Origin of the sequence: uncultured Winogradskyella sp. (assembly GCF_947495255.1) — a bacterium.
Lineage (GTDB): Bacteria > Bacteroidota > Bacteroidia > Flavobacteriales > Flavobacteriaceae > Winogradskyella.
In genome coordinates this window covers 188,140-208,529 of sequence record NZ_CANLYI010000009.1, presented here as the reverse complement: position 1 = coordinate 208,529, position 20,390 = coordinate 188,140, and the positions used below count along the sequence as shown (strand labels likewise).

The window sequence follows — 20,390 nt, the reverse complement described above, 5'->3', positions numbered from 1 at the left end:
AAATCCGTAATGGCAGCTGTTGTTTGGTTACCAGCAGAAGCCGACCATAAATATGAATAAGGAGCATTTCCACCAGTAGCAGTTGCAGTTGCAGTACCATCATCACATCCTTGAGCAAATGTTGCGTTAACTTTATCAACAGAAACACTTAATGCTTGAGAAGGTTGTGTAATTTGAATATTATGAACAACAGGATCACAAGACGAGCCATCCATAGAGACACTTACTGAATAATTACCAGCTAAATTTTCAAAGTAATGGTTGGTTTGTGTTGTAGTTCCTGCATCTAAAGAATAACGATAAGGAGTTGTACCACCAACACCTTGATATTTTATGCTTCCAGTTGATTCTCCATAACATTTAACACCCTTATTATAAATAAAATTAGCAGATAAAGCTTCAGTTGGTTCAGCTATTGTAACAGAATCGGAGTCTGTACATCCATTATCATCCGTTACTAAAAGATTATAGGTGCCAGCAACAACATTTGATAATGTTGCAGAATTTGAACCGACAGTATCACCATCAGAATTTGACCATAAATATGTGAATGGAGTTGAACTACCAAATACTGAGGCGGTAGCACTTCCTGAATCACTTCCAAAACAATCAGCATTTGTTGGACTTATTGTTCCAATAACTACGCTTTGACTAATATCATAAGTATAAGTTACAGTGTACTTATAACGTGCAGTACTCTTAAAAGTAATTAAACTACTGCCAGTAGAAGAGGATGATGAATTACTGTTTGTTGCAAAACTTAATGGTAAAACACCAGTTCCTATGAAATTACCTAGGTCACTAACAGAAGTGTAAATTACATTTCCACTGTCTAAAGTTGTATCCATTTCATAAATCATATCATCATCAGCAGTAGAATCTCCAATTATATTTGTTACCCATAATGGATTATTTGTTGGATCAATACCTAATAAGAATGATTTAGATGCAAAATCATTAAATTCTTCATCCATAGCAAAATAGGTAGAATTAGAGCTAGCACTATCTCCAGGCCAATTGCCTTGCGCAGGTACTAGAACTTCTTCGTTAATCGGAATATATTGAGAAGTAGCATAGCCATTTGTTCTAGCTAATTCTGCATTTGAAACGATAGGACTAAGATTACCAATCTTGTAAGATATATCTGTGTCAATAGCGCCTCTAACAAATCCGTTAGTAGTTTTGTTTTCAAATAGAACTGCGCTTCTGAATTCACTAGAATAACTTACTTCTACTTGTGTTAGTGTTCTAGTACTTCCAGGATTAAATTTTGGAATATTAACAGCTAACTCGTCAGCTTCTGTAAGTATAAAATCAGATTCAAAAGTGTAAGTAACTTGTTTATTAGTAGATTCTGGAACACAATCTTCAGAACATGTACCAGGATTAGTTAAGTTTAACGTTTCCGTTAATCCACAAGGATTAGACGTAATTGTAATTACAAAGTCGTCGTTTCCTAAGCCTCCATTATGTATAATAAAATCTGTTGGGTAGCCATAACTTACATTATTAGCAATTTCTTCCGAAACGACATGTGATCCAGAAGGATATGTAGTTTTATTATAAAATACATCAACCGCAGATCCATTTTGTGTTGCTGAAACATTATATGTGTAAGGATTTTGGAAATAATCTGTTGGAGCATCTGGATCTATAGTGAATGTAATAAAGTCATCTGTAGAGTCTTCAAAAGTTCCTGCATTATTACAAACGGCAGCAAAGATTTGAGAGTTAAAATTTTTAAATGGTGGCTCATTAACTGTAATACTCGTTGAAACAGAACAACTATAATTATCAACAACAGTAACATTATAGATACCTGCACCAATATTTGTTAAATTATCATTAGTAGAACCATCATCCCAAGTATAATAAATTGGAGGAGTTCCACCTTCTACATTTAAGTAAATAGCACCTGTATTTTCGCCATTACATTCTACATTCGTTATTGAAGAAACAGTAACAACTATTTCATCTGGTTCTGTAATTTCTAGATTTACAGTAGAAGTACAATCTAACGCATCAATAATGGTAACAGTATAATCACCAGCAGTAAAAGGAGGTGCAAAGAAATCACTAGATTGGGTTGTTGTTCCTCCATCAACAGAATATAGGTAAGGAGGTGTTCCACCAGAACCAATTACTTTAAAGTCTCCAGAAGAATTACCATGACAGTCAACATGTTTTATCCAGTCAACCGCTACAGATAATTCTTCATTGGGTTGCTCAACTTCAAAGTCTTCGTTTTCTGTACAACCATTTGCATCTGTAACAGTTACGGTATATGTACCTGCATATAAACCTAACAAATCTTCGGATGTCGCAGAATTATTCCAACTATATGTATATGGAGGCGTTCCACCAGAGACTGAAATGTCTATTGCGCCATCATCACCTAACTTACAAGATACATCTGTGATGTCCCCTGTTATTTTCATATTAGATAATAAAATTGGGTTGTTTGTGTAAACTTTTTCACAAGTTGTATTAGTATTTCTAATAACTAAATTATAGGAACCAGCAGGAATATTGAATATTGGAGAACTCTGAAAAGCACCTGTATTTAATTTGTATTCAAATTCTGCACCTAATGGAGAAGTAACTTCGATATTAAAAGTATCATCAGCATTACAATCTACTTCATATGAAGGATCTGGAGGTAAATCCACAAAATTCATATATACTGTTGCTTGGTCACAAACAGACTGGTTCGGAGCAGGTAAACAAATACTATATTCAAAACTTACTTCACCAGTAAAATTATCAGTTGGTTGGTAAGTATAAGTTCCGTCTGCATTAAGCTCAAAAAATGCGCCGGCAGGAGTTGGAGCAGAAACTAATGTATATGTAGAATTATCAGGAGAACTATTGGATAATTTTAGATCACCTGTATAGAGCTCATTGATACAATTGGTCTCATGGTTATCTACGGCATATTTTTGTAGAATTAAAAACTTACCATCACCATGATCATTAGTTGAAGCATTAAATTCAATCTTTGTGATTTTTGAACCTATTGGTACAATATCACTCAAATAGAATAATGCCATACCAAGCGTTTTATTTTGTTCAACTGTACGATCTGTTAACCAATAATCTGTTCCGGAATTTGGTACTTGGTTTGGAGGAGAGTAAGTACCATTGATTGTATTATTATTAGATCTTACAAAAGTTTCACCTAAAAATTGTTCTGGACCTCCACCAACAGGAATTCCAAAAACTGCGATATGGTAACAGTTATTAGCATTACGCTCAGTAATTGCTAAAACACCGCCTTCATTGGCAGGTATTGAAGGATTATAAAAAATAGTTTGTTTTTGTGCGTCTGTTGTTTCCACAGCATCAAAATCTAAACAGATGTTTCTACCGTTAAAACTACAAGCGAAAAAGTGATTTAAATTCTTATCTTGAAACGCAGACAGCGCTTCTGAGTGCCATAAGGGATCACTACTATCTGCGAAAATAGTTGATGAATTCTCCATAATATGATTGTATGCGTGACCTTTTCGTCCAACGCGCGTCATTTCATAATCTGAAGGAACTGCAAACGTATTATATACTTCACCATTAATAGTTACCGATTCAATTGTTGCAGGATACGTACCATTTGGTTGTGTAGCTTCTACCCATTGAAAAGTAACACCAGTCTGAATTGATGGTGACTGCTGTGCTGTTAACAGATTTGGTAAAACAACAAATAAAGCTAAAAAAATAGCTCTTGTTAAATTTACTACAGAAATACAATTGTATTTTTTTCTCATACTGTACATAATAACTTATTGTGTCAATAATTTTATATATCAACTGAACATAGTTATGACTACAAATAAAATTTGAGCATAAACAATTCAGTATCGAATAATATTATTATTCGTTTTTGTTAAAATATAGAGGGAGATATTATTAACGTAAATGAAATATATTTAATGGATTAATATATTTTTTGATTTGGGATCATTTACATTATTTTTACGTAACAAAATAACTATTAACTAAAACCATAAACAAACTTTGATGTTAAGGCGGCAATTTACTCGTTAAGGTGGACATGTGCAACCTTTTGTCGGTAAAATATGCGTTTAATCGTAATTGTATGAAAAGTATTACACTAGTAAGGCATGGTAAATCTTCATGGAAACATGATGTTTCCGACCGAGATAGACCACTACAAGATAGGGGGTTTGTTGATTCTGAATTGGTTGTTAATCAGCTTGTTAATAGAGTTTTTTATTGTAAAAATATTTTTTCTAGCCCTGCAAAAAGAGCATTAAGCACGTGTAAAATCTTTATAAGAACGCTGCAAATTCCTGAAAATGAAATTTCTATTATCGAAGATTTATATGATTTTGACGGTAGAAATGTGATAGAATTCATAAAAAAAATACCAAATAATATTGATGATGTTATGATTTTTGGTCACAATCATGCATTCACATCAATTTCTAATATATTTGGTGATGTTTTTATAGATAATCTTCCTACAAGCGGATTAGTTAAACTCAATTTTGAGATAAATGACTGGAAAGATTTGAAAAAAGGCACTACCGAATTTGTAATTATTCCAAAGGAATTAAGAAAATGACAAAAGATAAAAACATATATATAAATAGAGAGTTAAGTTGGTTAAAATTTAACGAGCGTGTATTACAAGAGGCAGCTGATGTTGAAGTTCCTCTAATAGAACGATTACGCTTTTTAGGTATTTTTTCTAATAATTTAGATGAGTTTTTTAAAGTAAGATATGCTACTGTTAAGAGAATATATGAGGCAGGTAAAGGAGGAAAGAGTGAATTAGGTGGTATTAAAGCAGGTGATTTATTAGAAAAAATAACTGAGATTGTTATACAACAGCAAAGTTATAGTCTTGAAATTTTAGATGAAATAGAATCTGAATTACAACAAGAGAAAATCTATATTATTAATGAGTCGCAAATTGATAAGGAGCATCATGAGTTTATTAAAAATTACTTTTATCAAGAGATAAGTCCTGCACTTGTAGTAATTATGCTTAATGAAGAAGTTGCTTTACCAGAACTAAAGGATATTTCGGCTTATCTATCCGTAAAGATGAGTAGCAGAAATGCAAAGGATCAATTTGCTTTAATTGAAATTTCTGCGGCAATGGATCGATTTGTTGTTCTACCAAATAAAGGTGAGAATAGCTATATTATAATGTTAGATGATATCCTTAGATATTGTTTAGATGACATTTTTAATATTTTTAGTTACGATACTATTACTGCACACATGATAAAAATTACCAGAGATGGTGAATTAGATTTTGACAGTGATTTAAGTAAAAGTTTTATAGATAAATTATCAGAAAGTGTAAAGGATAGACAAAGTGGAGTTCCTGTGCGTTTTGTATATGATAAAAGTATTGAAGCAGATACACTTAGTTTCTTGTTAAACAGAATGAAAATTGATGAGAAGGAAAGTATAATTCCTGGTGGTCGTTATCATAACCGACGAGATTATATGAGTTTCCCAAGTTTAGGGCGAACAGACTTATTATATAGTAAAATAAAACCTTTACCTGTAAAAGGCCTTAGTTTAGAAGAAAGTATATTTAAAACAATCGCTAAAAAGGATTACTTAATTTATACGCCATATCATACATTCTCTTATATCGTAAAGTTTTTAAGAGAAGCCGCTTTAGATCCTAAAGTTAAAACGATAAAGATTACTATTTATAGGTTGGCACAAATTTCTCATGTCGCGAGCTCTTTAATTAATGCTGCTAAAAACGGAAAAAAAGTAACAGTATCTATAGAGTTAAGAGCACGTTTTGATGAAGAGGCAAATATCAACTACGCTGAGCAAATGCAAGATGAAGGTGTAACAATGCTATTTGGTGTTACAGGTTTAAAGGTGCATTGTAAAATGTGTGTTATTGAGCGCGAAGAAAATGAAAAACTAGTTCGTTACGGGTTTATTAGTACCGGAAACTTCAATGAGTCTACAGCTAAAATTTATACAGATTTTACTTTGATGACGGCTAATCCAAAAATCCTAAAGGACGTTTATAAAGTATTTAATTTCTTAGAAGTGAACTATAAGGTAAATAGATATAAACACATTATTACCTCTCCTCATTATACAAAATCGAGAATATTTGCCTTAATTGATAATGAAATTGAAAATGCTAAAAAAGGTAAGCCTGCTTATATTAAGTTAAAGATGAATAGCATCAGTAGCTATAAAATGATAGACAAGTTATATGAAGCCAGCAGAGCAGGTGTAAAAATTCAGATGATCATAAGAGGTTTGTGTTGTCTGGTTCCTGGAGTGAAAGGTATGAGTGAGAATATAGAAATAATTAGTATTATAGATAAATTCTTAGAACATACACGCTTGTATATATTTTCTAATCAACAAAACCCTAATATATATATATCATCTGCGGATTGGATGACGCGCAACATTGATAATAGAGTAGAAGTTAGCTGTCCTATTTATGACGAAGATATAAAAAGAGAGCTACAACATTTATATGATATATGTTGGAATGATAATGTAAAGGCAAGAATTATTAATGAAAATCAAGATAATAGCTACCGAAGAAATAACAACCCTAAAGTAAGAGCACAATTTGATACTTATAGGTATTATTTAAATAATTTAGAAGGATAATTATGCTGAAGATACAGAAATTTGCAGCCATTGATATTGGGTCTAATGCTGTGAGACTATTAATTTCAAATATCATTGAACAAGATGACGAGTTGGTGATTTTTAAAAAAAATTCCCTCGTTCGTGTACCTATTAGATTGGGAGCAGATGTTTTTCTTAATGGTGAAATATCAGAATATAACCAGAATAGAATGATGGATACCATGCAAGCATTTAGCTTAATTATAAAATCTCATGGTGTTGTAAGGTATAAAGCATGTGCAACTTCTGCAATGCGCGAAGCAAAAAATAGCGAACCATTACAAAAAAGAATATTAGAATCTTGTGGTATTAATATTGAAATTATTGATGGAGAAGAGGAAGCTGCCATTATTGCAGCTACAGATTTACAGTCTTTTATAAACCCAAATAAAACGTATTTATATGTAGATGTTGGAGGTGGAAGTACGGAGTTTTCTATTATTCATAATGGTGATAAAAAACAATCTAGATCATTTAAAATAGGTACTGTAAGGCTTTTAAATGATATTGTAAGGAATGAAACTTGGCAAGAATTAGAAAGCTGGATCAAGGAGAATACAAAAAAATACGATAAAATAGAATTAATAGGTTCTGGTGGTAACATCAACAAGATTTTTAAAATTTCTGGAAAAGACGCAGGGAAACCATTAACTTATTTTTATCTCACAAGCTATTACAAAATGCTTCAAAATTATTCTTACGAAGAACGAATTACAAAATTAAATCTTAATCAAGATAGGGCAGATGTTATTATACCTGCAACAAGAATTTATCTTTCTGCTATGAAATGGAGTGGAGCAAAAGATATTTATGTTCCAAAAATTGGACTATCAGATGGAATTATAAAAAGTATGTATTATGAAACTGTTTCTAGTGTGGTGATATAAAAAATCAGACTAAAGCATGTAGTTTGTCCGATTTTTCTTTATATAATATCATAAATATAGAAATTAATTTATCTTAGCTTCCTATAATAACTAATTATGAAAAAATATTTATTTCTTTTAATATTTGTATCCTTTACAAGCGTAGGTCTTTCACAAGACATTTTTTACGGAATTAGAGGCGCATTAAATGTATCTAATTTAGACTATAAGCCAGATGCTGAGTTTTCAAATCAGCATAGAAACGGATTTGCTTTTGCAGGATTTGTAGATTTTGAGTTCAATGAAAAAATTGGATTAAGAACAGAGCTACAGTGGTCTGCAGAAGGAGGTAAAGCTCAAGAAATAAGAGCAGATTATATTCATTTACCGCTTCTTTTAAATATTTCGTTTACTGATCGTTTTTCATTTTTAGTAGGTCCTCAACCTAGTCTAAAAACTTGGAAGGATAAAGACGGATTTTCAACATTTGCAGTATCAGGAGTCATAGGTGTTGAGTTTATGTTAACAGATGAATTATTTATAGATGCTAGAGCATCTTATGGATTAACAAACATTTTAGATCAAGATTTGACAACATTCGAAGCAAAAAATAATGTCTTACAATTTGGGTTTGGGATGAAGCTCTAAATATGTTAGAATTAGTGTAATAAAAAAGCCTTAACTTTTCAGTTAAGGCTTTTTTATTTAGCCATGTATAGTTTCCTTATTCCCCAAGGATTTCATAATATTTGCTTCAAAATCTAATAAAGCTTCCCATTTATCATCTACTTCTTTTCGGTCGCCATATTTTCTAGCAAAATTTAAAAACATAGTGTAATGTCCTGCTTCGCTTATCATTAGTTTTCGGTAGAACTTAGCTAGTTTCTTATCTTCTAATTCTTCAGAAAGTAATCTAAAACGTTCACAGCTACGTGCTTCAATTAAAGCAGCATATAAAAGTCTGTGCACTAATTGTGTCGTTCTGCTTCCACCTTTAGGAAAGAACTTAATAAGAGCAATAACATAATCGTCTTTGCGATCTCTACCAAGCGTCCAGCCGTTTTCTAAAATCCTATCGTGTACCATTTTAAAATGGCTCATTTCTTCATTGGCCAATTCAATCATTTCTTGTACTAGCTCAGTGTATTCTGGGAAACCTACAATTAATGAAATTGCAGTACTTGCAGCCTTTTGTTCGCAATAAGCATGATCCGTTAAAATATCTTCTATATTCTTTTCAACGATATTTACCCATCTTGGATCTGTTGGTAATTTTAGTCCTAACATAATTATTTTACTTCTGTTTGTACCACATTAGATTTTCCATTGTTATCAATATATAACCTATGAATGGCGTATTTGTCAGATTCAGGAATGGCATACATAATATCTATTAACACCATATTTTTATAAGAAGGGTCATCATTTACATTAATAGATTTTAAAACCGCAAGGGTATTAAAATTGTATAAATCAGAACCACTAACTAAATTGGCATTGTATTTAAAGACTTTATTTATTTTCTGCTTATCGAAATTTTCATTGTAAATTTCTTTATCATCTTTAGAGATGCTAATATCAAACTTGAAGTTTCTATAATGCATCTGATAATTAATAGTGTCTTTTATTTTTGAAAATCTAACTGCATTAGATAAATCAGAATAGGTTTTAATTTTTACTCTAAAACCATTACTCATAAGAGTATCTACTTCTTGCTCTATATAGGTTTCAGGTATATAAATGTTAGTTTCAAAATTCACCGTTTTTTTAAATTCCTCAATGCTTTCAGATAAAGCTTGATTTTGTGTTTTCCTACCTTCGCAGCTTGATAAGCCTATTCCTATTATTAATAAAAGTAATACTAATTGTTTCATAGTCGTAGTGGGTTATATATCTAATCCAAAAGTTTGTCTTAATATTTCAAGATTAGGATTCTTTTCTTTCAATTTTTCGTATTTTTCTAGAGGTGTAAATGCGTATTTTTTAGCAATTTCTTCGTTAACGGTTATGTCTAGTTTTAAATCGTAATTAAGCAATTTCTTTTTTAAAAAAGCCATTAACGGAAATTCAGCACGTTCTAATTCTATCTTATTGGTATTATTAGAATACGTTAAATAAATGGTCGTTCCTTTTAGTTTTGGTTGATCCATTTGCAGAATGGAAGCCATAATTTTTTCACCTTTCTTATCCATTTGAGCCGTATAGATTTTCCAGGCTTCGTCTAATGCTTCTTGTGTAACGGCTTCTTTAGGTAAGTCGTCTTCATCAATTACTACATCCATTTGACGTAGCTGATGCTCTTTCTTTTCTCTAATACTTTTTAATGATAAACCAGAAGTAGATGATTTTGGTTTATTAATAGATATTTTAGGGATATTTATAACTGGCTCAGCAACAGTAGCAACTGTTTCTTTAGGTTTTATTTGTTCTTCTGAAATGGTTTTGTTTTCAGGAGTTTTTACTTCTGTTTTTGGTTTTGTAACAGGAATAGGTGTGATACCTCTTGCTTTAAAATACGAAGACGGAATTATGAAGTGCTTAAGATTTTTTTTTTCTCCATCAAAAGTGATAGAGGCAAGTTGCATAAGTGTTAACTCAACGAGTAAACGTTGATTTTTACTGGTCTTATATTTTAAATCGCAGTCATTAGCGAGTCTAATACCTTCCATAAGAAAGGTGTGTGTTGTCTTTTGCGACTGTTCTTGATATTTAAGACTTGTATCTTCACCAACTTCTAATAACGGAATGGTTACAGGATTCTTACAAACCATTAAATCTCTAAAATGAGAAGCTAAACCTGCAATATAATGATGACCATCAAACCCTTTAGATAGAATACTATTGAATTGTATTAATAAATCTGGAATCTTATTCTCTAAAATTAAATCTGTACTTGTAAAATACGTTTCGTAATCTAGTACATTTAAATTTTCAGTAACAGCTTGTCTTGTTAGGTTCTTACCAGAAAAACTAACTACTCGGTCAAAAATAGATAGAGCATCTCGCATGGCACCATCTGCTTTTTGAGCAATAATATGTAGTGCGTCATCTTCTGCAGTAATGCCTTGTTCTTTAGCAATATATTTTAAGTATTCTTTTGCATCTGAAACTGTGATTCTTTTAAAATCAAAAATCTGACAACGCGATAATATCGTTGGGATGATTTTATGTTTTTCAGTTGTAGCTAAAATAAAAATACAATGTTTTGGTGGTTCTTCTAATGTTTTAAGGAAAGCATTAAAAGCAGCTTGAGATAACATGTGGACCTCATCAATAATATAAACTTTGTATTTACCAACTTGTGGAGGAATCCTTACTTGATCAGTTAAACTTCTAATGTCATCAACAGAATTGTTAGAAGCCGCATCTAATTCAAAAATATTAAAAGCAAAATCTTCGTCTTCCTTAGTATCACCATCACTATTTATCATTTTCGACAAAATACGAGCGCATGTTGTTTTACCAACACCTCTAGGGCCTGTAAATAATAAAGCTTGTGCTAAGTGATTGTTTTCAATAGCGTTGAGTAAAGTATTTGTAATAGCTTGCTGACCTACAACATCCTTAAAGGTTTGTGGTCTGTACTTACGAGCCGATACTACAAAGTGTTCCATTGAAAAGTTTACTGAATTACAAATTTAAGAATAACCTATAAATAGCCCATTCTAAGAGGTTAAAATTAGTATGAGTTATTAACAATTTATGTACTTTTGCTCACAAGTAAATCGCCTTATCGATTCTAAATTTATTTAGGGTAGGAAAGTCCGAACACCATAGTGCAATCATAGTGGCTAACAGCCATCCATCGAAAGGTGAGGAAAAGTGCAACAGAAAGTATGTACAGGTAATGCTGTAGTGAAACCAGGTAAACTCTATGTGGTGCAATGTCATGTATACTAACGTTTGAGCGTACACGCGCGATTGTTAGAGGGTAGGCAGCTAAAGTTTGCTGGTAACAGTAAGCGTAGATAAATGATAAGGGCTTTTTTTTTGTTTAGGATTTATTTCCTAAAAAATAAAAATGTACAGAATTCGGCTTATAGATTTGCTTAAACAAACAAGCTCCTTGAATTTCAAGGAGCTTTGTTTTGTTTATGTTGGTTGGTATTATTCTTTTGATGGAGGTATAATTTGATAACCTAAAGCTTTAAGAATGGCCAAATTATCATAATAAATACTGCTTCTTTCTATTTTACCATTGTTTACAAGAGCTGTAAATTGATAAGGAAGTTCTATGTCTTTTCCGTCTTGAGTAAAGGAATAAGTACCAAATTGATAAACCCAATCACCTTTATATTCACCTTGGACAACTCTAATTGTTGCTGTTACAAAACTCACTTTTTCATTACTGCGAATTTTATGTGTTTCGTTCCAAGAGTCTAGTGTTGCTTGCTTTGTTATAGAATCGTTTGCCGCAGGACCATAACCTATATAATTGTCTGATAATAGCTCTTTCGCTTCCATCATTTTATTATTGATTAAAGCATTTACATAATTACTCACCACTTTAATATCGGCTTCTGGTTCTGGGTTTTCGACTACAATGTCACTGTACTTTGGTGCTTTGTCTTGAGCAAATGATAGTTGACTTATTATTAAAAATAATAATAATAGTAATGGAGTTTTGAAAATTTTCATAATAGCTGTTTTTAAGTTATATAATTGATTAATAGTTGCAAATCAATTTTGGGACAGAAACTCTTAAGGGAACGCGCTATTAAAGACCAGTAGGATGGTAATGGCGTATACGTTAGTTACTTAGGGCTACTAAGATAGTGAATTTATTTGATTAAGAAATAAGCTACAAAACTGATAATCAGTTAATTTGAGAAAAAACTAAATACATTTCCACCATAACTTTTAGAATAGGAGTAATGCTCTAATTGACTCAAATCTGTATGCTTAGAGTGTTCTACAATGAGTACACCTTCATCTTCTAATAATTTATTCTTAAATACTAATTCTGGAATTTTAGAAAATGCATCTAATTCAAAAGCATAAGGTGGGTCAGCAAAAATAATGCTGTGTTTCTGTTTTGATTTTTCAAGGAATTTAAAGACATCACTTTTAATGGTTGTGATGTTCATTTCAAAATCGTCTGCGGTTTGGTTAATGAATTTTATACAGCCAAAATGGGCATCTACTGCTGTGATTTCTTCAGTACCTCTTGATGCAAACTCATAGCTAATATTACCTGTGCCAGAGAACAAGTCTAGTACCGAAATGTCATTGAAGTAATACTGATTATTTATAATATTAAAAAGTGCTTCCTTTGCCATATCTGTAGTTGGTCTAACAGGTAATTTTTTAGGAGCTGAAATTCGTCTGCCTTTGTACAAACCCGATATAATACGCATTAAAAGGAATTTAAGATTACATAATGTTGGTGTAAATAACGTCTATCTGTTTTTGCAACTATGTTAAATTTATAGTTTTTTTCTATAAAAGTGACGTGCCTTATATAAAGATAAAGCATCACAAAGTTTTCGTCGCCAATTACAATATTTCCACTTAAGAGAATGTGAGTAGTTTCAACGTCTAGTTTTAATTGTTCAAACACAAATAAAACGTAGTAAATAAAATCTTCTTTGCTGTGATATTCAAATACATTAAACAGTTGGAGCTTACCATTCTCTAAAACTAAAAGTTCTATTGTGTTTTTATTTACATTAACGTAAACGGTTGGTTCTTCTGATGTGGATTCTGGATTCTGTATTAAAGCATCAATGAGTATACTTGAAGAATGTTTGTAAACAAATTCCCCAAAAGTTTCAAAAATGTAATTATTAATATTCACGTAAGGCACATAAACATTTACACTTTTATTTATTGCAATAAGGTCTTCTGTAATAAAATCGTTTCTAAGAATTTTAGAATTAAATTTTAAATAATCAGCTTTATTATCTGCATTAAATAGTTCTTCTGGGACTAATGAAGAGAGCTCGTTTTGATGTATAACTAATACGTCATTAAAGTCTTCAGAAAAAACGGTATTACTACTTAGCTCAGTCTTTAAGTGATTAAGAACAGCGTCTGGCACTTGCTTTTGTTCAAAATCTATAGTTTTAAGAAACTCAATTTCGTTTGTTGTTCTATTTAGTATACAAAAAGAAAGCCCATTCAAATTAATTTGAATGGACAGTTCTTTAATATCGTTTATTTTCAAACTATTCTTTGTTTGTGTAACTTTTTGGCCAGTTTCCTTTTGTGAATACTTCATCCATAGATCCTACAATTAACGTTGGACCATTAACACCATCCACAGAAACAACTTGCTTTTCTTTTTCAACTAAATATGGTTCTTGGTCATCTAAAACAATTGCCTTATCTACACTTGCTTCAAATACAGGGAATTCGTCTAATTTACCTGCTTTTAGTGTAAATTTAGCGCCTTCTTTACCAATACCAACATTCATCATATTTTTGTAACGTGTGCTACCTTTAAAAATAGAATCTTTCAGATTCCAATAATCAAGTGTATCAATTAAAGTAAGAGTTTTCATAGTTTCTACACCACCAAAAGCTTTTGTTCTTTCTTCATCTAATACTAACGTATCACGTCTTTGTGTAATTGGCACTTTACCGTTTTCAACAAAATTTATTAATTTATCAAAACTATCAGTGTAAGTTCCGTGTACATCTTTATATGCTAACTGAGAATCTCTAATGTCAATTAATTTATCAATTACTAAAGAGAAACGCTCTTTCTTTAATTGGTTAAATTGAATTTCTTTATAAACAGACATGTATGTCATGTAACCTAAGAAAATAATTAATACCCAAAGTAAAATATTAAGAATTGGCTTAATTTTTTTTGGTACGAACTTGTCAATCAACCATACAATTCCGATGGTCAAAATTATAATTAATACAATTGCTAGAATTATCATATATAAGTTTTTATTAATTAGGTCTAACGCAAATCTACAATTTTTTTTTGTTGGTTAAAACTATCTAAATAAAAAACATAAAAAATAATTAACTAAACATCTTTAAGGCTTTAAAAAGAGAGAATATTACTATCTTGCTGTATATTTATTTTCTCTATGATCTCTAATGCTTCTGCATTCTATTCGCTATTAAAATCTAAGTTTCCTTTTACACCAACTTCTAAGCAAGATATGGTGTTAATGCAGTTATCGCAATTTATTTTCGATAATAATAAAAATTCAATTTACCTTCTAAAAGGTTATGCAGGTACAGGTAAAACGAGTATCATTGGTACCATTGTTTCAAATTTATGGCAAGCTAAAAAAAGTGCCATTTTATTAGCTCCAACTGGTAGAGCTGCAAAGGTAATTTCTAATTACTCTAAAAAAGAAGCATTTACCATTCATAAAAAAATATATTTTCCTAAAAAAGATAAAGGCGGTGGTGTAAATTTTGTAATGCAGCCTAATAAACATCGCAACACTATTTTTATTGTAGATGAAGCTTCTATGATTTCTGATACGCCTTCAGACACTAAATCTTTTGATAGCAGTTCGCTTTTAGATGATTTAATGAGTTACGTATATTCTGGTCATGAGTGTAAATTATTACTTATTGGTGATAAAGCCCAGTTACCACCAGTAAAATCCGATTTAAGTTCTGCTTTAGATGAAAACAAACTCAGCCTTAATTACAATAAGGATGTTATTGGTATTGAGTTAGATGAAGTAGTAAGACAAGAACAAGATTCAGGGATTCTTAGCAATGCAACAGAGCTTAGAGCCGTTTTAGAATCTGGTATTTACGAGAGTTTTAAATTCGATTTAAATGGTTTTAAAGATAGTGTGCGTTTAATTGATGGTTATGAAATTATGGATGCCATTAATGATGCTTACAGCAATAATGGTTATGAAGAAACTGCGATTATTGTAAGAAGTAATAAACGCGCTAATGCTTATAATCAGCAAATAAGACAACGTATTTTGTTTAATGAAGCTGAATTATCAGCAGGTGATTATTTAATGGTTGTAAAGAATAACTATTTCTGGCTTAAGCCTACAACTGAAGCTGGTTTTATTGCCAATGGAGATATTATTGAAGTCCTTGAAATATTTAGTATTAAAGAATTGTACGGCTTTAGGTTTGCTGAAGTAAAAGTAAAAATGGTAGATTATCCTAACATGGAGCCTTTTGAAACGGTCTTGCTTTTAGATACAATTGATGTTGAAAGTGCATCGCTTAGTTATGAGGAGTCAAACCGATTATATCAAGAAGTGTCAAAAGATTATGAAGAAGAACCTTCAAAATACAAACGTTTTTTGGGTGTAAAGAACAACAAGTTTTTTAACGCATTACAAGTAAAATTCTCTTATGCTATAACATGTCACAAATCACAAGGTGGACAATGGAATACGATATTTGTTGAGCAACCTTACTTGCCAAACGGAATGGATAGAGATTACATTCGTTGGTTGTATACAGCGATTACTAGAGCCAAAGAAAAACTATATTTAATTGGCTTTAAGGATGAAATGTTTGTAGAAAAAGACTAAAACAATACTAAAATGACAGAAACTTTATTAAGCATATTTTTAGGTATCGGACTTTCAGCCTCTGTTGGTTTTAGGGTATTCTTACCATTGTTTGCTTTAAGCTTAGCTGCTTATTTTAATTTGTGGGAACTCAATGAATCTTGGCTATGGATTGGGAGTACAACTGCAGTGGTCACTTTAGGTATTGCAACAGTTGTAGAAATTGTAGCTTATTATATTCCGGTAATTGATAATGCTTTAGATACAATCGCAATTCCGTTAGCAACCATCGCAGGCACTGCTGTTATGGTTTCTACAGTAGCAGATTTAAGCCCTGTAATTACTTGGGCTTTAGCGATTATTGCAGGAGGCGGAACTGCAGCAGTAGTAAAAAGTTCTGCAAGTACAGCAAGATTAGGTTCTACGGTTTCAACAGCTGGTTTTGCTAATCCTATTGTTTCTACTATAGAAACAGGGACGTCCATTTTAATGTCAATTATCTCTATATTCTTGCCGGTTTTGGCGATTTTTTTAGTGTTATTTATTTTTTATCTGATTTATAAACTCTATCGAAAGTTGCGCCCAAACAAATCAAAATCACCAAATACCAATTTGAATACATAAAGTCGTTTTTAAATCTTATTTTTGAAAGTACACAAGTATAAGTTACATAGATGAAAATTATATCAATGATTCCGGCACGTTATAGTGCATCACGTTTTCCAGGTAAATTAATGCAAGATTTAGCAGGGAAATCTGTTATTTTAAGAACATATGAAGCTACCGTTGCCACTAAATTATTTAGTGAAGTTTACGTTGTAACTGATAGTGAAATCATTTATAAAGAGATTGTAGATAATGGCGGAAAAGCTATTATGAGCATAGAGGAGCACGAGTCAGGTAGCGATAGAATTGCAGAAGCTGTAGCTAATGTAGATTGCGATATTGTAATTAATGTACAAGGTGATGAGCCGTTTACAGAACGCGAAAGTTTAGCCAAAGTAATCGATGTTTTTAAAGATGATAAAGACAAAGAAATTGATTTAGCTTCTTTGATGGTAGAAATTAAGGATTGGGACGAAATAAACAATCCAAATACAGTAAAAGTTATTGTAGATCAGCAGAATTTTGCATTATATTTTTCTCGAAGTCCAATTCCGTTCCCAAGGGATAAGGAAGTTGGTGCACGCTACTTTAAGCATAAAGGGATTTATGCATTTAGAAAAGAAGCGATATTAGAATTTACCGTTTTACCAATGCAGTTTTTGGAAGCATCTGAGAAAATTGAGTGTATAAGATATTTAGAATACGGTAAACGCATTAAAATGGTAGAAACAACCATTCAAGGTGTAGAAATTGATACACCAGAAGATTTAGAAAGAGCCAAGAAATTGTGGAAGTAGATTATAAAAATATAAAAGTTATTGGCTTTGATGCTGACGATACACTTTGGGTCAATGAAACTTATTTTAGAGAAGCTGAAGAGGAAGCAGGTAGGTTGTTATCACGTTACGAAACACCAAATAAAATAGATCAAGAGCTTTTTAAGATGGAAATGAAAAATCTTCCAACTTATGGTTATGGAGTTAAAGGTTTTGTTTTATCCATGATTGAACTTGCTGTAGAGCTATCTAACGGAAAGGTTTCTAATGATGTTATTGCGGAGATGTTAAATATCGGCAAAGAGATGATTAACAAACCAATTGAGTTGTTAGATGGTGTAGAAGATGTTTTAAAAGTATTGTCAAAAGATTTTAGATTAATTGTTGCAACCAAAGGCGATTTGCTAGACCAAGAACGGAAATTAGAAAAATCGGGCTTGTTAAAATATTTTCATCATATAGAAGTGTTAAGTGAAAAACAAGACGTTAATTATTCAAAATTATTAAAACATTTAGATATTGAACCTGAAGCTTTTTTAATGATTGGTAACTCTCTTAAATCTGATATCTTGCCATTAGTGAGCATTGGAGCAAAGGCTATTCATGTTCCATTTCATACTACTTGGCAACATGAAACCGTGACAAAAAAAGAAGCCAATGGTTCTGATTTTGAAACGGTACAAAGTTTAACTGAAATTTTAGACTTTTTTAATTAGGATTTGAAAGTACTCGATAAACATACATGGAACAGGCAATCTCATTTTGAGTTTTTTAACTCATTCGTAGACCCCTATTTTGGAGTAACTTTTAAAGTAGATGTTACTAAAGCATATCAATTTTCGCGTTCTAACGATGTCTCTTTTTTTGTAAAATATTTACACGCTACAATGCAAGCTGTAAATGATGTAGAGAATTTTAAGTACAGAATAAATGAAGAAAACGATGTTGTTGTTTTTGATACCATTCATGCATCTCCAACAATATTAAGACCGAATAAAACCTTCGGATTTACGTTTGTAAATTACGATGATGATATTCTTAAATTTCAAGCTAGCTTTTTAAAGGAAAAAGAAAGAGTTTTTAACTCTAAGGATTTGTTTCCTCCTGTAAACTCTATGGATTGTGTACATTGTTCATCTTTGCCATGGATTAGTTTTACAGGACATAAAGAACCGTTTAAAGGTGATAAAGATTCTATACCAAAGTTGGCATTCAGTAAAATGGAAAGTTGCGGTACAAAGAAAGAAATGGACATTGCTGTAAACGTTAACCATGCTCTAGTAGATGGCTATCATGTTGGGCTGTTTAATGAAAAATTACAATTTCATTTAAATAGTTATTAAATATAAACTAAGTTGTTATTTTTGTTAAAGATATAAAGTAAATGAAATATAAAAATTATCCAATGGTGTCCAGAGTTGTTTTTGGTCGAGGAAGTTTTAATCAACTCGATGAAATTCTTACAACTAAGCGCAAGGGAAGAAATGCACCATTTATATTTTATGTAGATGATGTGTTTAAAGGCAATCATTGGTTAACCTCAAGAATTACCTTGTCTTACAAAGACAAAATTATATACGTACCTACAAAAGAAGAACCAAGGACTGACCAAATTGATCAGTTAGTTGAAGATATCATTTTAGAACATAGTGAGCTGCCTTCTGGTATTATAGGAATTGGTGGAGGCATTGTGTTAGATATTGCTAAAGCAGTGTCCTTAATGTTGACTAATAAAGGTGAGTCTAAAGATTATCAAGGTTGGGATTTAATAAAGCAGCCAGCTATTTATCATGTTGGTATACCAACACTTTCTGGTACAGGAGCAGAAGTGTCTAGGACAACCATTTTAACAGGGCCAATTCGTAAATTAGGAATTAACAGTGATTACACACCTTTTGATCAAGTTATATTAGATCCAGAATTGACAAAAGATGTACCAAAAGATCAATGGTTTTTTACTGGTATGGATTGTTTTGTGCATTGTGTGGAATCGTTAAATGGTACTTTTTTAAATGCTTTTAGTCAGAGTTATGGTGAAAAAGCTTTTGAGCTTTGTAAGGAAATTTTTTTAGAAGACACTTTAACTACAGAAGACGCTCAAGATAAATTAATGATGGCCTCTTGGCATGGTGGTATGAGTATCGCATATTCGCAAGTTGGAGTAGCACACGCAATGAGCTATGGTTTAGGTTATCTTTTAGGAATAAAACATGGTATCGGAAACTGTATTGTTTTTGACCATTTAGAAGAGTATTATCCTGAAGGTGTGGCGATATTTAAGCAAATGAAAGCCAAACATAATATTCAATTACCACAAGGTGTTTGTGCAGATTTAGAGCAAGATCAATTTGATAAAATGATTGATGTTGCGCTTAGTTTAGAACCACTTTGGGAAAATGCAATTGGTAAAAATTGGAAAACAGTAATAACTAGAGAAAAGCTTCTGGAGCTCTACAAAAAAATGTAAGATGCGTTGGTTAGCTAAATTTATTTATTTTAAACTGTTAGGTTGGAAAGTGGTTGGAAACACCAACTTCTCTAAAGATACGGTTAAAAAAGCTGTAATTATTGCAGCACCACATACGAGCTGGATTGATTTCTACATTTCATTGTTATTACGAAAAGTAACAGGAGTAAAGACTAGTTTTGTCGGAAAAAAAGAATTGTTTACTTGGCCCTTTGGATACTATTTTAGATCAGTAGGAGGACACGCATTAGACAGAACTTCTGGGCAAAATAAAGTTGAGGCTATAGCTAATTTGTTTGAAGGTAAAGATGAATTTAGACTAGCATTATCACCAGAAGGTACTAGAAAAAAAGTAGTTAAGTGGAAAACAGGTTTCTATTACATTGCTAAAAAGGCTAATGTGCCAATTATCATGTACACTTTCGATTTTAAAAACAAACAAAATAAAGTTTCAGAACCATTTTACCCTACGGACAATATGGAAGCCGATTTTGAATATATGAAATCATTTTATAAAGATGTTATAGGTAAAGTAGAATCATATAGTTAGAAGTTAAAA

General features: G+C 31.7%; 19 protein-coding genes and 1 other RNA gene. 12 read left to right on the top strand and 8 right to left on the bottom strand.

What is annotated here, in order from left to right:
• The coding region (locus tag Q0807_RS15890) for an Ig-like domain-containing protein (protein WP_299111572.1) at positions 1 to 3,761 on the bottom strand (3,761 nt) is incomplete at its 3' end.
• A 332-nt stretch (positions 3,762 to 4,093) separates the two neighbouring features.
• On the opposite strand from Q0807_RS15890, the gene Q0807_RS15885 reads away from it, so the two are divergent.
• The 4 genes from Q0807_RS15885 (at position 4,094) to Q0807_RS15870 (ending at position 8,168) form a co-directional block, all read left to right on the top strand.
• Positions 4,094 to 4,582: a histidine phosphatase family protein gene (locus Q0807_RS15885; RefSeq protein WP_299111570.1), complete on the top strand. Its 489-nt coding sequence runs from the start codon at positions 4,094 to 4,096 to the stop codon at positions 4,580 to 4,582.
• The gene (ppk1, locus tag Q0807_RS15880; protein ID WP_299111568.1) at positions 4,579 to 6,633 is read left to right on the top strand and encodes a polyphosphate kinase 1; all 2,055 of its coding nucleotides are present in this window, start codon (positions 4,579 to 4,581) and stop codon (positions 6,631 to 6,633) included. Before Q0807_RS15885 ends, ppk1 begins: the two co-directional genes overlap by 4 nt.
• Before the next feature lie 2 nt (positions 6,634 to 6,635).
• Complete coding sequence (locus Q0807_RS15875) at positions 6,636 to 7,541, top strand: Ppx/GppA phosphatase family protein (protein ID WP_299111566.1); 906 nt, start codon at positions 6,636 to 6,638, stop codon at positions 7,539 to 7,541.
• Positions 7,542 to 7,637: 96 nt separating this feature from the next.
• Positions 7,638 to 8,168 carry a porin family protein gene (locus Q0807_RS15870; protein WP_299111564.1) on the top strand — a complete coding sequence of 177 codons (531 nt, stop codon included), beginning with the start codon at positions 7,638 to 7,640 and terminating at the stop codon, positions 8,166 to 8,168.
• Positions 8,169 to 8,225: 57 nt separating this feature from the next.
• Here the strand turns inward: Q0807_RS15870 and Q0807_RS15865 are convergent, their stop codons facing one another.
• The 3 genes from Q0807_RS15865 to dnaX are packed head-to-tail and all read right to left on the bottom strand — an operon-like array spanning position 8,226 to position 11,134.
• On the bottom strand, positions 8,226 to 8,807 hold the full coding sequence (locus tag Q0807_RS15865; RefSeq protein ID WP_299111562.1) for a tRNA-(ms[2]io[6]A)-hydroxylase: 582 nt from the start codon (positions 8,805 to 8,807) through the stop codon (positions 8,226 to 8,228).
• 2 nt (positions 8,808 to 8,809) lie between these two features.
• Positions 8,810 to 9,394, bottom strand: a complete 585-nt coding sequence (locus Q0807_RS15860) for a hypothetical protein (RefSeq protein ID WP_299111560.1) — start codon at positions 9,392 to 9,394, stop codon at positions 8,810 to 8,812.
• A gap of 12 nt (positions 9,395 to 9,406) precedes the next feature.
• Positions 9,407 to 11,134: a DNA polymerase III subunit gamma/tau gene (gene dnaX, locus Q0807_RS15855; protein ID WP_299111558.1), complete on the bottom strand. Its 1,728-nt coding sequence runs from the start codon at positions 11,132 to 11,134 to the stop codon at positions 9,407 to 9,409.
• A 103-nt stretch (positions 11,135 to 11,237) separates the two neighbouring features.
• Between dnaX and rnpB the strand changes: the two genes are divergently transcribed.
• An RNA gene (gene rnpB, locus Q0807_RS15850) (RNase P RNA component class A) lies at positions 11,238 to 11,576 on the top strand.
• Between the two features lie 51 nt (positions 11,577 to 11,627).
• On the opposite strand, the gene Q0807_RS15845 is transcribed toward rnpB, so the two are convergent.
• The 4 genes from Q0807_RS15845 to Q0807_RS15830 form a co-directional block, all read right to left on the bottom strand.
• On the bottom strand, positions 11,628 to 12,158 hold the full coding sequence (locus Q0807_RS15845) for a hypothetical protein (RefSeq protein WP_299111556.1): 531 nt from the start codon (positions 12,156 to 12,158) through the stop codon (positions 11,628 to 11,630).
• A 182-nt stretch (positions 12,159 to 12,340) separates the two neighbouring features.
• Complete coding sequence (rsmD, locus tag Q0807_RS15840; protein ID WP_299111554.1) at positions 12,341 to 12,877, bottom strand: 16S rRNA (guanine(966)-N(2))-methyltransferase RsmD; 537 nt, start codon at positions 12,875 to 12,877, stop codon at positions 12,341 to 12,343.
• Positions 12,877 to 13,686 (bottom strand): DUF3822 family protein, encoded by an 810-nt coding sequence (locus Q0807_RS15835; RefSeq protein WP_299111552.1) that lies wholly within the window; start codon positions 13,684 to 13,686, stop codon positions 12,877 to 12,879. The genes rsmD and Q0807_RS15835 overlap by 1 nt, the downstream gene beginning before the upstream one ends.
• A gap of 1 nt (position 13,687) precedes the next feature.
• Positions 13,688 to 14,410, bottom strand: coding sequence for a hypothetical protein (locus Q0807_RS15830; protein ID WP_299111550.1), 723 nt, complete (start codon positions 14,408 to 14,410; stop codon positions 13,688 to 13,690).
• Positions 14,411 to 14,566: 156 nt separating this feature from the next.
• On the opposite strand from Q0807_RS15830, the gene Q0807_RS15825 reads away from it, so the two are divergent.
• The 7 genes from Q0807_RS15825 to Q0807_RS15795 are packed head-to-tail and all read left to right on the top strand — an operon-like array spanning position 14,567 to position 20,381.
• Entirely contained in the window at positions 14,567 to 16,003 is a 1,437-nt protein-coding gene (locus Q0807_RS15825) for an ATP-binding domain-containing protein (protein WP_299111547.1), read from the top strand.
• A gap of 12 nt (positions 16,004 to 16,015) precedes the next feature.
• Entirely contained in the window at positions 16,016 to 16,606 is a 591-nt protein-coding gene (locus Q0807_RS15820) for a DUF4126 domain-containing protein (protein ID WP_299111545.1), read from the top strand.
• Positions 16,607 to 16,656: 50 nt separating this feature from the next.
• Positions 16,657 to 17,385, top strand: a complete 729-nt coding sequence (kdsB, locus tag Q0807_RS15815) for a 3-deoxy-manno-octulosonate cytidylyltransferase (RefSeq protein WP_299111543.1) — start codon at positions 16,657 to 16,659, stop codon at positions 17,383 to 17,385.
• Positions 17,376 to 18,080, top strand: a complete 705-nt coding sequence (locus tag Q0807_RS15810) for an HAD family hydrolase (RefSeq protein ID WP_299111541.1) — start codon at positions 17,376 to 17,378, stop codon at positions 18,078 to 18,080. Before kdsB ends, Q0807_RS15810 begins: the two co-directional genes overlap by 10 nt.
• Before the next feature lie 3 nt (positions 18,081 to 18,083).
• Positions 18,084 to 18,707 (top strand): CatA-like O-acetyltransferase, encoded by a 624-nt coding sequence (locus Q0807_RS15805; protein WP_299111538.1) that lies wholly within the window; start codon positions 18,084 to 18,086, stop codon positions 18,705 to 18,707.
• A 41-nt stretch (positions 18,708 to 18,748) separates the two neighbouring features.
• On the top strand, positions 18,749 to 19,831 hold the full coding sequence (locus Q0807_RS15800) for an iron-containing alcohol dehydrogenase family protein (RefSeq protein WP_299111536.1): 1,083 nt from the start codon (positions 18,749 to 18,751) through the stop codon (positions 19,829 to 19,831).
• A gap of 1 nt (position 19,832) precedes the next feature.
• Entirely contained in the window at positions 19,833 to 20,381 is a 549-nt protein-coding gene (locus tag Q0807_RS15795) for a 1-acyl-sn-glycerol-3-phosphate acyltransferase (protein WP_299111533.1), read from the top strand.
• Positions 20,382 to 20,390: the final 9 nt, after the last annotated feature.

What these genes read in the sequence shown, in the direction of transcription:
- Q0807_RS15885 (WP_299111570.1), top strand. Translation starts at nt 4,094, where the DNA reads ATGAAAAGTATTACACTAGTAAGGCATGGTAAATCTTCATGGAAACAT.
- ppk1 (WP_299111568.1), top strand. Translation starts at nt 4,579, where the DNA reads ATGACAAAAGATAAAAACATATATATAAATAGAGAGTTAAGTTGGTTA.
- Q0807_RS15875 (WP_299111566.1), top strand. Translation starts at nt 6,636, where the DNA reads ATGCTGAAGATACAGAAATTTGCAGCCATTGATATTGGGTCTAATGCT.
- Q0807_RS15870 (WP_299111564.1), top strand. Translation starts at nt 7,638, where the DNA reads ATGAAAAAATATTTATTTCTTTTAATATTTGTATCCTTTACAAGCGTA.
- Q0807_RS15865 (WP_299111562.1), bottom strand. Translation starts at nt 8,807, where the DNA reads ATGTTAGGACTAAAATTACCAACAGATCCAAGATGGGTAAATATCGTT.
- Q0807_RS15860 (WP_299111560.1), bottom strand. Translation starts at nt 9,394, where the DNA reads ATGAAACAATTAGTATTACTTTTATTAATAATAGGAATAGGCTTATCA.
- dnaX (WP_299111558.1), bottom strand. Translation starts at nt 11,134, where the DNA reads ATGGAACACTTTGTAGTATCGGCTCGTAAGTACAGACCACAAACCTTT.
- Q0807_RS15845 (WP_299111556.1), bottom strand. Translation starts at nt 12,158, where the DNA reads ATGAAAATTTTCAAAACTCCATTACTATTATTATTATTTTTAATAATA.
- rsmD (WP_299111554.1), bottom strand. Translation starts at nt 12,877, where the DNA reads ATGCGTATTATATCGGGTTTGTACAAAGGCAGACGAATTTCAGCTCCT.
- Q0807_RS15830 (WP_299111550.1), bottom strand. Translation starts at nt 14,410, where the DNA reads ATGATAATTCTAGCAATTGTATTAATTATAATTTTGACCATCGGAATT.
- Q0807_RS15825 (WP_299111547.1), top strand. Translation starts at nt 14,567, where the DNA reads ATGATCTCTAATGCTTCTGCATTCTATTCGCTATTAAAATCTAAGTTT.
- Q0807_RS15820 (WP_299111545.1), top strand. Translation starts at nt 16,016, where the DNA reads ATGACAGAAACTTTATTAAGCATATTTTTAGGTATCGGACTTTCAGCC.
- kdsB (WP_299111543.1), top strand. Translation starts at nt 16,657, where the DNA reads ATGAAAATTATATCAATGATTCCGGCACGTTATAGTGCATCACGTTTT.
- Q0807_RS15800 (WP_299111536.1), top strand. Translation starts at nt 18,749, where the DNA reads ATGAAATATAAAAATTATCCAATGGTGTCCAGAGTTGTTTTTGGTCGA.
- Q0807_RS15795 (WP_299111533.1), top strand. Translation starts at nt 19,833, where the DNA reads ATGCGTTGGTTAGCTAAATTTATTTATTTTAAACTGTTAGGTTGGAAA.